The sequence below is a fragment of the Rhizobium grahamii CCGE 502 genome, assembly GCF_000298315.2.
GTDB lineage: Bacteria > Pseudomonadota > Alphaproteobacteria > Rhizobiales > Rhizobiaceae > Rhizobium > Rhizobium grahamii.
The window spans coordinates 197091-209068 of record NZ_AEYE02000008.1 but is presented as its reverse complement, the minus strand read 5'-3'; the positions used below and the strand labels follow the sequence as shown (position 1 = coordinate 209068).

Sequence of the window (11978 nt, the reverse complement as noted above, 5' to 3'; positions counted from 1 at the left end):
CGAGAAAGCCTCGTAATCCCTCTTGCGCTTGCGCAATTCCGGTCTAGATTTGCGCCGCCCTCCCAGACCATTTCTTTTCCAGATCACTTTCAAGGCTTTCAGATGAAATACAGGAAACTTGGCCGCACGGATATTTCCGTGTCCGAAATCTGCCTCGGCACCATGACATGGGGCACCCAAAACACGGAGATCGAGGCGCACGAGCAGATGGACTATTCCGTCGAGAAGGGCGTCAACTTCTTCGATACGGCCGAACTCTATCCGACCACGCCGGTTTCAGCGGAGACCCAGGGCCTGACCGAAGACTATATCGGAAGCTGGTTCCAGAAGACGGGCAAGCGCAAGGATATCGTGCTCGCCACCAAGGTCGCCGGACCGGGCCGTTCCTATATCCGCAACGGCGACGGTGCCGACGCGAAAAACATTCGCCTCGCGATCGAGGCAAGCCTGAAGCGCCTGAGGACCGACTATATCGACCTGTACCAGATTCACTGGCCGAGCCGCGGGCATTTCCATTTCCGTCAGGCTTGGCACTACGACCCCTTCAAGCAGGATCGCGCCAAGGCCATCGCCAATATCACCGAGATATTGGAAACAATGGGCACCCTTGTGAAAGAGGGCAAGGTTCGCGCCTTCGGCCTCTCCAACGAAACGACCTGGGGCACCCAGAAGTACCTGACGCTTGCCGAGCAGCTCGGCCTGCCGCGCGTTGCCACGATCCAGAACGAATACAATCTGCTGTATCGTCATTACGATCTGGATCTGGCGGAACTGTCGCATCACGAGGATGTCGGTCTGCTCGCCTACTCCCCGCTCGCCGGCGGCATCCTCAGCGGCAAGTATATCAACGGCGCGAAGCCGGAAGGCTCGCGCGGTTCGATCAACGGCGATCTTGGCGGTCGTCTGCAGCCTCTGCAGGAAGCACCAACGAAGGCCTATCTCGACATTGCCACACGGCACGGGCTCGATCCGACTGCGATGGCGCTCGCCTTCTGCCTACACCGCCGCTTCATGGCATCGGTGATCATCGGCGCGACGACTGTGAAGCAGCTCGAGACTGACCTGAGCTCTGTCAATCTCAAACTGTCGCACGACGTCTTGGCTGAAATCGAGACGGTCCATCGCCAATACCCGATGCCGATCTAGGCTGCGGTACACCAGGCACGATCTGGCCAAGGAAGGCCAGATCGTCTCCCGCAAACATCACAACGACAAGTTTCGATAACTTTACCTATGCGGCAATTTCCGCTTCTCCGGCTTGTGCAATTCGGCTAGTTTTGTAGGGCTCTGTGCCGAGCGAGGGGGCTCATTCCGTGGAACGGAAGCTCGCAGTCATACTTGCCGGCGATGTCGCCGGCTACAGTCGCCTTGTTGCAACCAACGAGGAGGATGCGCTTGCGACACTCGGCATCTACAACGCTACGATTGGCGACCTCGTGCAGGAGCACGGCGGACGAATTTTCGGCAGCGCCGGAGACAGCGTGGTGGCGGAATTCCACAGCGCGGTGCAGGGCGTGCGCGCGGCCGTGGCCATCCAGCGCGCCCTTAATCGCCGCAATGCGGACCTGCCGCCTGACCGGCGCATGGAATTTCGCCTTGGGCTCAATCTCGGCGATGTCGTCGTCTCGGGAGACAACCTGCTCGGCGACGGCGTGAATGTCGCGGCGCGTCTTCAGGAGGTGGCGCTTCCTTCCGGCATCTGTATTTCCGGCGCGCTGCGGCAGCAGATCGAGGGAAAACTCGACTTCCCACTCATTCCGATGGGAGACCGCACGCTCAAGAATATCCCGCGCCCCGTGCCCGTCCACCGAGTGCACTGGAGTCGCGAGGACCCTGTGGAAGCGGGCGCGCTCGCCGGGCCGCTGAGGCTGCCTGACAAGCCCTCGATCGCGGTATTGCCCTTCGTCAACATGTCCGACGATCCCGAGCAGGAGTTTTTCGCGGATGGCCTCACCGAGGATATCATCACGGCGCTCTCGCTTTACCGATGGTTTTTCGTCATCGCCCAGAATTCGTCCTTCGCCTACAAGGGGCGTGCGGTCGACGTGAAGCAGATCGGCCGCGATCTCGGTGTTCGCTATCTCGTCGAGGGTAGCGTGCGACGGTCTGGGACACGCGTTCGCGTCACTGGGCAGCTGATCGAAGCGGAGACCGGCGTTCACCTCTGGGCACAGCGCTACGACCGCGAAATCGCCGACATTTTCGCCATTCAGGACGAACTCACTCAAAATGTCGTCGGCGCCATCGAGCCGGAAATCCTGATCGGCGAGAGCCGCCGGGCATTGCTCAGAACGACGGACAATCTCGACGCCTACGAGAGCCATATGCGCGGCACTTGGCTGCACAATGCCCAGGATACGGCCGAGCATTTCATCGAATCCATAACCTGGCATCGACGCGCCATCGAGCTCGATCCCGAATTCGCACGCGGCCACATGATGCTGGCTCGCTCTCTCTACGCGCGCTGTTTCCACGGCTTCAGCGAGGATGTCGACAAGGACAGTACGGAACTTCGGACGGAAGCGGAGCGCGCGGTCGCGCTCGATCCGCGCGACCCCTATTCACACTACGCAATGTGTCTTGGCCATTTCGTGGCCCACAATGCGCCGGCCGCCGTAGAAGAAGCGCAGCAGGCGATCGATCTCAATCCCAATTTTGCCCTGGCGCATATGGGGCTTGGATGGGCCAGAATTTTCACGGGCAACTTCGCCGAGGCTTCCGATCCTCTCCACATGGCCCTGCGGCTTAGCCCGCATGATCCCCTCGCCTATCTCATCCTCGATCGGCTTGCCCTGTCTCACTATCATCTCGGCAACTACGAGGAGGCCATTCACTATTCGGAACGCGGGTTGTCGCTCCGGCGTGCCTATTTTAATCGCGTCGTGCTTCTCGCAAGCTTGGGGCAGCTCAACCGTAATGAGGAAGCCCGGCGGCTCATCCCCGAGATCTTGGCAAATGTTCCTGCCGATCTCGAGCATTACTGGAAGATCCTGACGCCCTACGTCGACCCCAGTCACTACGACCATTTCGTCGACGGGCTACGCAAAGCCGGACTGCCTTCGCTGAACTCGCAGCGAGAACATTGCTGACGTCTCTTGCGTTTCCGTCAAAAATCCGTATAAGCCGCCTTGTTCGCAAACCCGGTCTTCTGGCTGGTGGCTGAACGGAGGGCCGGTTTCCCACGGGAAATCGTTCGGAACGGAAGCGTTCCAGCCTCCCGTGTCTCCGCTCTCGACCGTCTCGGAAACGCTTTTCTTGCCTGGGTTTTCCCAATCAGGAGCAGTCGTTGAGGCTTAGCCGCCGAATATCGGGTTGAATAAACGCAAGAAAGGCAAAGCTGTCATGGCTCTTTATGAACATGTATTCCTTGCCCGACAGGATATTTCCGCTCAGCAGGTCGATGCCCTCGTAGAACAGTACAAGGGCGTACTCGAAGCTAACGGCGGCAAGGTCGGGCGCGTAGAAAACTGGGGCCTCAAGTCCCTGACCTACCGCATCAAGAAGAACCGCAAGGCTCACTACGTTCTCGTCGACATCGACGCGCCGGCTGCTGCCGTGCAGGAAATGGAACGTCAGATGCGCATCAGCGAAGACGTCCTGCGCTACATGACGATCGCTGTCGAAAAGCACGAAGAAGGCCCGTCTGCCATGATGCAGAAGCGCGACCGCGACGACCGCGGCCCGCGTGAAGGCGGCGACCGTGGCCCGCGCCGCGAATTCGGCGATCGTCCGCCGCGTCGTGACGGCGACTTCCAGCGTGGTCCGCGTCCGGACCGTGCTCCCCGCGAAGACCGTGCATAAGGAGAACTGAGAATGTCTGAATCTTCCTCCGCACCGGTTCGTCGCCCGTTCCATCGTCGTCGCAAGACTTGCCCGTTCTCCGGCGCAAACGCTCCGCGCATCGACTACAAGGACGTTCGTCTCCTGCAGCGCTACATTTCCGAGCGCGGCAAGATCGTTCCTTCCCGTATCACGGCTGTTTCGCAGAAGAAGCAGCGCGAACTCGCTCAGGCGATCAAGCGCGCTCGTTTCCTCGGCCTGCTGCCGTACGTCGTCGCTTAATCAGCTGACGAGACCAAATCGAGGGAAGGCAGCAATGCCTTCCCTTCTCCCTTTCGCGATGGGCGCGGATCGGAACTCTTAAAACCCATGTTGAGGCCTTTCTGAAATCGATTCAGGAAACGCCCTCTAACTGCTTGATGAAGCAGGACAGCGACCGTGAAGCAACTGAACACAAAAACGCTAGGCATCGGCGCACTCGCCGGATTGACCGCCGCACTTCTAGTGCTCGGCGCAAGCCTGCAGCCGTCTTTCAGTGCGGTTCTCTATGCGGCCTCTGCCCTTCCCATTCTTCTCGTCGGCCTCGGCTGGGGCAACATGGCGGCGATCTCCGCCGTCGTCACTGCCGCTGTCGTCGGTGCGATCGCCATCTCGCCGTCCTTCGCGCTGATGATGACACTGGTTACGCTGCTGCCAGCTGGCTGGCTCAGCCACCTTGCAAATCTCGCCCGTCCCGCGTCTGAACTTGGCGGCCCTGAGCATCTGATGGCCTGGTATCCGCTTTCGGATATCCTGCTGCATCTCTGCGGCCTAGTCACGATCGCCGTTATCGTCGTCGGCGTGATGATCGGTTACGGTCCTGAACTCATCGACCGGCTGGTCGACGTGCTGTTCGGCTCGCTTGCACAGCAGCAGCCCGAGTTTTCGCCCGATCCGGCCGTGACCGCGCAAACCAAGGCACTGGTACTGCTCATGCTGCCCGCTATTCAGGGCGGCATGTGGGTGGTCATGCTGTTTGCCGCCTATTACATCGCAACCCGGATCGTCAGCGCATCCGGCCGTGGTCTGCGCCCGCGCGAGGATCTCCCCTCGGCGCTGCGCATGAACCGCAATTCGATCTTCGTCTTTCTCGTCGGTCTTGCCGCCACCTTCTTCGGCGGCATGGCGGCGATGATCGGAGCAACTGTCGTCGGCACTTTCGGCGCCGGCTTCCTGCTTTCCGGATTCGCCGCGCTGCACTTCCGCACGCGCGGCAAGGATTGGCGCCTGCCGGCGCTGATCCTCTGCTACCTGGCATCGCTGATCCTGATGGTGCCAGCCTTTTTCATCCTCGTGTTGGGCTTGAGCGATACCCGCAAGGCGATCGCGCTGACCCCGAACAAGGATGCTGATGCCCCCAAACAGACAGATACGAAAATCTAGAGACACGAAAGGAACACGAACATGGAAGTCATTCTTCTTGAACGCATCTCCAAGCTCGGCCAGATGGGCGAAACCGTAAAGGTTCGCGACGGCTTCGCTCGTAACTACCTGCTGCCGCTCGGCAAGGCTCTTCGCGCCAACGAAGCCAACAAGAAGCGTTTCGAATCCGAGCGCGCAACGCTCGAAGCTCGCAACCTCGAGCGCAAGTCGGAAGCACAGAAGGTCGCTGACGTTCTCGACGGCAAGTCCTTCATCGTCGTTCGCTCGGCTGGCGAAACCGGCCAGATGTACGGCTCTGTCGCTGCTCGCGACGTCGTTGAGATCCTCGCTGCCGAAGGCTTCAACATCGGTCGCAACCAGGTTCACCTGAACACGCCGATCAAGTCGATCGGCCTGCACAAGGTTGAACTGCAGCTCCACGCTGAAGTCGAAATCCACATCGAGCTCAACGTTGCCCGTTCGGCTGACGAAGCTGAGCGTCAGGCCAAGGGCGAAACCCTTAACTCGGTTGACGCGATCTACGGGGTTGACGAAGACGCTCTTCGTCCGGAAGACTTTTTCGATCCGGAAGCCGACCTCGAAGGCGACGAAGCTTAATTTCCGAGATACCATTCCGGAAATGGACGAAAGCCCGGCTCACGCCGGGCTTTCTGCTTATTTGGCTGCGGTGTTCTGTTGCGGAGCAGCACTCTTGTCGACATCGACGACGACCGAAAGCCCGGGCCCCAAGTCCTTGATCGCCGGCTGATCGGGATCGAAGCCAATGCGAACGCCGACGCGCTGCGCAATCTTAACGAAATTGCCTGTCGCATTGTCGGCCTTGATGACCGCAAATTCGGATCCGGCCGCCGGCGAGAAGCGCTCGATGTATCCCTTCAGCCGCTGCTTGCCGAGTGCATCCACCGTGATGGTAACGGGTTGCCCGACCTGCATCCCGTAGACCTGTGTCTCCTTGAAATTCGCGACGACCCAGACATCCTCCGGCACCACGGCCATGAGCTGCGTTCCCGCCGTCACGTACTGCCCGACGCGCACGCCAACTTCGCCGAGATGGCCGTCGCGCGGCGCAACGATCCTGGTGTTCTGCAGATCGATTTCCGCAAGACGCACAACCGCTTCGGCGCTCGCCACATTGGCCTCAAGCAGCGAACGATTGACGATAATCGTCGCAAGGTTCTGCTTGGAAACCTCAAGCGCGGCCTCGGCCTGGTTCACGGCGGCCTTGGCCTGGTCAAGCGTCGCCTGTGCCGCCTCCGTCTCGCTTTGCGATGCGATGCCGCGGTTGCTGAGATTGTTTATGCGATCCCAGGCCTGCTGGGCGCGGGTCAGCGACGCGTTTGCGCCGTCGATCTGGGCCTGACTGGAGGCGATGCTTGCTTTTGCCGCAAGCTCAGACTGGCGAGAATTCTCCAGCGACGCTTTCTGCCCGTCGAGCGCGGCGCGCGCCTGGGCAAGTTTCTGGACGTAGATGCGGTCATCGATCTGCGCCAGCGTGTCTCCTTGTTTGACCTGCTGATAATCCTTCACCGGCACTTCGACGACATAACCGCTCACCTGTGGGCTCATGATCGTGACGTAGCCGCGCACATAGGCGTTATCCGTCGTCTCGATAGAAGTCACGAAAGGTGGCAAACGCCACGCGTAGAGAACGAGGAGAACGCCGGCGATGCCGGCAAGCACTGCGATGATGGTCGAAGGAGACCGGAGGGATTTCAGCATGATGGGATCCTGAGATCACGATTGAGCGGGAATTGCGTCGGCGCGCGCTGCCCAGGGCAGCCGCCGCCACGCCTGATGGAGAAGAATGAGGATCAAACCAGAGAGCGAGGCGTAGCCGATGACGAGGAAAGCGTCATTGTAAGCGAGAACATATGCCTCGCGGCTAACCTGCTGGGCGAGCAGCACCAGGCCTTCGGCTTTGAGCAGCATCTTGTCGCCAAGCACCTTGCCGTAGGCGGCGCTGAGCTGTGAGACGCGCTGGGCCACAATCGGGTCCTGCAGCAGGATGTGCTCGACGAGCACGTTCGAATGGAACTTCTCCCGGATGGTCACAAAGGTTCCGAGCATCGCCGACGCGAACAGGGAGCCAATACTCTGCGTGAAGACGAAGATTACCAGGAAGTTGACGATAAAGGGCATGCCGCGCGACATCGCGGCCTTGAACCCACTCGCCATCACCGGCGGTAGGAACATTGCCGCACCAGCCGCGACCATTGCCTGGCTCAGATACATCTCCGGTGGTCTTGTCAGGCTCGTCGACTGGCTGTCCAGAAAGGCGCCGCTGGCGATGAGAAGGAGAGCCAGTACATGGGCGGTCTCGACGTAACGTGTGGTCATCAGAAAGGCACAGAAAAGCCCGCCAACCAAAGAGGCGAGAAGGATAATCGCGTAAAGCGTCACCGTCTGATCGTTCAGAAGCCCGAGCTGCTGATAGAAACTGGCGGCGGAGGAGGATTGCTCGGAGGAAACGAAACGGAAGAGAAGCAGCACGCCCGCCATCCGCATGTTGGTGCCTGAGAACAGCCAGCGGAAATCGATCAGCGGACTGGCGCGAGGCAACTCCATGGCGAGCACGAGCGCGATGGAGCCCACCGAGATCGCCAGCAGAACGCCGATCCACGGTGCCTCGAACCACCAATAGAAGCGGCCGAGCGTCAGTACGACGGCGAGGCAGCCGAAGCCGACCGCGAGCAGGAGATAGCTCAATATGTCGTGCGGCTGGATGACGTTACCTCGAGGCGGCGCCGTGAGCGGCAGCAGGTAGATGATCGGAAAGACGATAAGCGCCATCCCCATCTCGAACGTATAGAGCGCCTGGTAACCGCCGAACTGAAGCAGCGAAGGCGAGACGATGCGCGCGACGGGGGAGGCAAACAGCGTGCACATCAGCGCCAGGCTTATCCCGAGCGACAGCTTCTTCTCCTGCGGGAAAGGTTCGAGCATGTAGAGAAAGCCGAGCGTCGAAAGCGGTGCGGCGGCCATGCCGCTTAAGGTCCGCACGACGATCGCGGAATGCAGGTCGGTAATGAGAAGATTGAGGACCGCCGCAACGACGAAGCAGATGATACCGAGCTCCGCGAAACGGCGAAGGCCGTATTGCGTGCGGATCTTAAAGAGCGCGATCGACATGCTGGCGTAAGGCGCCATATAGGCTGCAGAAAGCCAGGAGACCTCGGTTGTTGTTGCCGAAAACGATCCCTGCAGTTGGTAGATGTTGACGTTGAGCAAATTCATGCCGAGGCCCTGCGTCAGAAAGAGCAGGACCGACGCCACCATATAAAGCGGAGCCTTCCAGGCGGGCATGGCCATCGCTCCAGCAGCCGGAGGCGACGGTGGCGGCTTTTGCGCTCCCGTCTCTTCGGCGGACCTGGGCGCCATATTGTCATTGGCGCTTTGGGCGAGGCTCATCGGCAGGACCTCAGATTCCGCGGACACCCTGCAGGTTGGCTTGCATGGCCCGTATCACTTCTAAGGTAGTTTTCAGATCGTCTTCGGGAATACCGGCAATGACCTGAGCACGCACTCTCACGGCGATGTCATCGATTTCGCCTGCCACGACCCTGCCAGTCTCGGTGATATAGATTTCCTTGGCGCGACGATCGGAGCCGGCTACGCGCCGTTGGACGAACCCTTGGCCTTCCATGGCGTCGAGTATCCTGACGAGCGTCGGCGTCTCGAGCTCCAGCCGTTCAGCCAGTTCACGCTGGTTGATGCCGTCCTTCTTGTTGAGCGTGAAGAAGACTCGGGCTCGCGGCAACGTCATATTGCGCTCCCGCACTATCTTGTCGAAGACGGCCCTGAGCTTGCGGTTGAATGCTGCAAGATCTTCGATTAGCTCACGCCCGAGAACGGGATTCCCCATATTTTTCAGCCCTATTTTGTTAGTGCACTAATTATATCTTTACTAACTATCGTATTTCCCAATCTTTTTCAAGAGCCGACTGCCTATGCTTTGGTGCAAGTCTCCTCCGACAGGCTTACACTATCATGTAAGGCACCATGGAAGTGAGTCGTTTCTGGCCGTGCTCTGCAGGTGACACTTTCGGTATTTTTGCACCGACCGCAAGTGTGACTGTGGAGAAGTCGAACAACGGGCAAACTGTCCCCGTATCGACGGCCGGCAGGAAAACCTTCTTGCATCCGCGCTTGATTTTCTCGGTTGCGCACGCCAAACCCGAAGCTGAAGAAGACAGAACGGATCAAGATGAACGACGTCGCTCGAAAGATTGCCGCCGTTGCTCCAGCGGAGCAGCACTATCGGGAAGCGCCCAACAATATCGAAGCCGAACAGGCGCTCCTCGGTGCGATCCTGATGAACAACGATGCCTATTACCGGGTGTCGGACTTCCTGAAGCCGATCCACCTCTACGAACCGCTGCACCGCAAGATCTTCGAGGTCGCGGGTGACATCATCCGCATGGGCAAGATTGCCAATCCGGTGACCATCAAAACCTTCCTCAAGGCCGAGGAAAAGGTCGGCGACATGACGGTCTCCGAGTACCTCGCCCGTCTCGCCCGCGAAGCCGTGACGATCATCAACGCCGAAGACTACGGTCGCGCCATCTATGATCTGGCGCTGCGCCGCGCGCTGATCACGATCGGCGAAGACGTCGTCAATATCGCCTACGACGCGCCGCTCGACATGCCTCCGCAGACGCAGATCGAAGACACCGAGCGTCGCCTCTTCGAACTCGCCGAAAATGGCCGCTATGATGGCGGTTTCCAGTCGTTCAACGACGCCGTGGCGCTGGCGATCGACATGGCGGCCGTTGCCAAGGAACGTGACGGGGGTCTCTCGGGCATCTCGACCGGCATCCACTCGCTTGACGGCAAGATGGGCGGCCTGCAGCGCTCCGACTTGATCGTGCTTGCCGGACGTCCGGGCATGGGCAAGACCTCGCTTGCCACGAACATCGCCTACAACATTGCCGCCGCCTACGAGGGCGAAGTTCAGGCCGACGGCAGCATGAAGGCGAAACAGGGCGGCGTCGTCGGCTTTTACTCGCTCGAAATGTCATCCGAACAGCTTGCTACCCGTATCATCTCCGAGCAGACGGAAGTCTCCTCCTCGAAGATCCGCCGCGGCGACATCAACGACGCCGACTTCGAAAAGCTCGTTGCCTGCTCGATGATGATGCAGAAGGTGCCGCTGTACATCGACCAGACCGGTGGTATCTCGATCGCCCAGCTTTCTGCCCGCGCCCGCCGCCTGAAGCGCCAGCGTGGCCTCGATTGCCTTGTGGTGGACTACATCCAGCTGATGACCGGCTCCGGCAAGTCGGGCGAAAACCGCGTGCAGGAAATCACCCAGATCACCACCGGCCTGAAGGCGCTCGGCAAGGAACTCAACGTCCCGATCATTGCCCTCTCCCAGCTCTCGCGTCAGGTGGAAAGCCGCGACGACAAGCGTCCGCAGCTCTCCGACCTTCGCGAATCCGGCTCGATCGAGCAGGATGCCGACGTCGTGCTCTTCGTGTTCCGTGAGGAATATTACGTCAAGAACCTCGAGCCTCGTGATCCCAACGATCCGAAGTATGCGGAATGGGAAGCCCTCTTCGACAAGGTGAAGGGCACGGCCGACGTCATTATCGCCAAGCAGCGCCACGGGCCAACGGGCACGGTGAAGCTCGCCTTCCAGTCGGAATTCACGCGTTTTGCGGATCTCGCCGACCCATCCTTCATCCAGTACGAAGAGCACTGACGAGGTCTTTCCCGTCAGGGCTCCATTCGGACTACAGACCGGTCGCTCGCAAGATCGCAACGGCTGCCACGCCGACGGCAACGCTTGCGAGCATCGGCAGGCGACGCGCTGCGAGCGCCGTTGCCAAGCAGGCTGCCGTTTCGGCCCAACCTGTCGCGAAGGCAGTTGGCGCGATCACCGCCATCAGTACCGCAGGCGGGATCGCTTCGATGGCCGTTCGGGTTTGCTCGGTCATTTCGACATGGCGAATGAGAAGCAGGCCGCTCATACGGGTCAGTATTGTTGCGGCCGCCATGGCGAGGATCGCGGCAAGGGTGTGGATATCCAAACTCATGCCGTCACTGCCTTTGTCTTGCCCGCCCAAAGCGCAGCCGCAAGCCCGGCAAGGGCTCCGGCGGCGATGTACCAGACACCGGGGATGAACTGGTGAACCAGGACGGCTGCCAGAGCGCTCGCCGCCAGCACCGAACCGGTTTCGCGCCCCTTCCAGAAGCCCATTGCCAGCACGACAAAGACCGCGGGAAAGGCGAAGTCGAGCCCGATGGCGGTGGGATCGCCGAGGAACGCGCCAAGGGAGGCGCCAATCAAGGTGGACCCGATCCAAGCCAAATAGAACGGCAAAGCGATACCGGCGAACCACGAAGGCGTCAGCCGCGCTACGCCTGCGCGGAATTCCGCGATCGCCCATATCTCATCGGCCAGGAACAGCATGGCGGTATATTTCCGCAGGCCGGAGAAGCCTTGCATCTTCGTGCCGAGGGATGCGCTCATCAGGACATGACGGATGTTGACGAGGAGTGCGGCAAAGCCGACCCCGGCCCAGCTTGCCGGATGCGTCCAGATATCCATGGCGACGAACTGCGAGCCGCCAGCGAAGACGAACGCGCTCATCAAGGTCGCCTCCAGGGCCGACAAGCCTTTCGTGGCCGAGACTGCACCGAAGACCAGACCGATCGGAATGACGGCGACGACGAGCGGCAGGATTGCCCTCGAGCCGGCAAGGAAATCGCCGATGGGTCGCCTTTGAGTGAGCATTGGAACCTCCATAACTGCTAGAGTTCGGAGGTGTTAAGCC

12 protein-coding genes are annotated in these 11978 nt (G+C 60.1%); 7 read left to right on the top strand and 5 right to left on the bottom strand.

Going from position 1 to position 11978, the window contains the following annotated elements; genetic code table 11:
• The first annotated feature begins 102 nt into the window (after positions 1–102).
• From RGCCGE502_RS06805 to rplI, 6 genes are all read left to right on the top strand, one after another.
• Positions 103–1146: an aldo/keto reductase gene (locus RGCCGE502_RS06805; RefSeq protein WP_016553435.1), complete on the top strand. Its 1044-nt coding sequence runs from the start codon at positions 103–105 to the stop codon at positions 1144–1146.
• 167 nt (positions 1147–1313) lie between these two features.
• Positions 1314–3089 carry an adenylate/guanylate cyclase domain-containing protein gene (locus RGCCGE502_RS06800; protein ID WP_016553434.1) on the top strand — a complete coding sequence of 592 codons (1776 nt, stop codon included), beginning with the start codon at positions 1314–1316 and terminating at the stop codon, positions 3087–3089.
• Between the two features lie 253 nt (positions 3090–3342).
• Positions 3343–3801, top strand: coding sequence for a 30S ribosomal protein S6 (rpsF, locus tag RGCCGE502_RS06795; protein WP_016553433.1), 459 nt, complete (start codon positions 3343–3345; stop codon positions 3799–3801).
• Positions 3802–3813: 12 nt separating this feature from the next.
• Positions 3814–4062, top strand: a complete 249-nt coding sequence (gene rpsR / locus RGCCGE502_RS06790; protein WP_007531286.1) for a 30S ribosomal protein S18 — start codon at positions 3814–3816, stop codon at positions 4060–4062.
• Positions 4063–4218: 156 nt separating this feature from the next.
• Entirely contained in the window at positions 4219–5202 is a 984-nt protein-coding gene (locus tag RGCCGE502_RS06785; RefSeq protein ID WP_016553432.1) for a YybS family protein, read from the top strand.
• A gap of 21 nt (positions 5203–5223) precedes the next feature.
• The gene (gene rplI / locus RGCCGE502_RS06780; protein ID WP_016553431.1) at positions 5224–5799 is read left to right on the top strand and encodes a 50S ribosomal protein L9; all 576 of its coding nucleotides are present in this window, start codon (positions 5224–5226) and stop codon (positions 5797–5799) included.
• A gap of 57 nt (positions 5800–5856) precedes the next feature.
• Here rplI and RGCCGE502_RS06775 read toward each other — a convergent pair whose 3' ends face one another.
• From RGCCGE502_RS06775 to RGCCGE502_RS06765, 3 genes are read right to left on the bottom strand one after another with little or no spacing between them, the layout of a single operon-like run.
• On the bottom strand, positions 5857–6921 hold the full coding sequence (locus RGCCGE502_RS06775; RefSeq protein ID WP_016553430.1) for an HlyD family secretion protein: 1065 nt from the start codon (positions 6919–6921) through the stop codon (positions 5857–5859).
• A gap of 15 nt (positions 6922–6936) precedes the next feature.
• Positions 6937–8610: an MFS transporter gene (locus RGCCGE502_RS06770; protein ID WP_016553429.1), complete on the bottom strand. Its 1674-nt coding sequence runs from the start codon at positions 8608–8610 to the stop codon at positions 6937–6939.
• 10 nt (positions 8611–8620) lie between these two features.
• Positions 8621–9064, bottom strand: coding sequence for a MarR family winged helix-turn-helix transcriptional regulator (locus RGCCGE502_RS06765; RefSeq protein WP_016553428.1), 444 nt, complete (start codon positions 9062–9064; stop codon positions 8621–8623).
• 342 nt (positions 9065–9406) lie between these two features.
• Between RGCCGE502_RS06765 and RGCCGE502_RS06760 the strand changes: the two genes are divergently transcribed.
• Positions 9407–10903, top strand: coding sequence for a replicative DNA helicase (locus tag RGCCGE502_RS06760; protein WP_016553427.1), 1497 nt, complete (start codon positions 9407–9409; stop codon positions 10901–10903).
• A gap of 31 nt (positions 10904–10934) precedes the next feature.
• On the opposite strand, the gene RGCCGE502_RS06755 is transcribed toward RGCCGE502_RS06760, so the two are convergent.
• Together RGCCGE502_RS06755 and RGCCGE502_RS06750 are read right to left on the bottom strand one after the other, a co-directional pair.
• Positions 10935–11237, bottom strand: a complete 303-nt coding sequence (locus tag RGCCGE502_RS06755) for an AzlD family protein (RefSeq protein WP_016553426.1) — start codon at positions 11235–11237, stop codon at positions 10935–10937.
• A complete protein-coding gene (locus RGCCGE502_RS06750) occupies positions 11234–11938 on the bottom strand; it encodes an AzlC family ABC transporter permease (RefSeq protein WP_016553425.1) in 705 nt (234 codons plus the stop codon). The genes RGCCGE502_RS06755 and RGCCGE502_RS06750 overlap by 4 nt, the downstream gene beginning before the upstream one ends.
• Positions 11939–11978 lie beyond the last annotated feature (40 nt).

Bases quoted from the DNA above. Each gene is read 5' to 3' on its own strand.
- RGCCGE502_RS06805 (WP_016553435.1), top strand. From the start codon at position 103: ATGAAATACAGGAAACTTGGCCGCACGGATATTTCCGTGTCCGAAATC.
- rpsF (WP_016553433.1), top strand. From the start codon at position 3,343: ATGGCTCTTTATGAACATGTATTCCTTGCCCGACAGGATATTTCCGCT.
- rpsR (WP_007531286.1), top strand. From the start codon at position 3,814: ATGTCTGAATCTTCCTCCGCACCGGTTCGTCGCCCGTTCCATCGTCGT.
- rplI (WP_016553431.1), top strand. From the start codon at position 5,224: ATGGAAGTCATTCTTCTTGAACGCATCTCCAAGCTCGGCCAGATGGGC.
- RGCCGE502_RS06775 (WP_016553430.1), bottom strand. From the start codon at position 6,921: ATGCTGAAATCCCTCCGGTCTCCTTCGACCATCATCGCAGTGCTTGCC.
- RGCCGE502_RS06770 (WP_016553429.1), bottom strand. From the start codon at position 8,610: ATGAGCCTCGCCCAAAGCGCCAATGACAATATGGCGCCCAGGTCCGCC.
- RGCCGE502_RS06765 (WP_016553428.1), bottom strand. From the start codon at position 9,064: ATGGGGAATCCCGTTCTCGGGCGTGAGCTAATCGAAGATCTTGCAGCA.
- RGCCGE502_RS06760 (WP_016553427.1), top strand. From the start codon at position 9,407: ATGAACGACGTCGCTCGAAAGATTGCCGCCGTTGCTCCAGCGGAGCAG.
- RGCCGE502_RS06755 (WP_016553426.1), bottom strand. From the start codon at position 11,237: ATGAGTTTGGATATCCACACCCTTGCCGCGATCCTCGCCATGGCGGCC.
- RGCCGE502_RS06750 (WP_016553425.1), bottom strand. From the start codon at position 11,938: ATGCTCACTCAAAGGCGACCCATCGGCGATTTCCTTGCCGGCTCGAGG.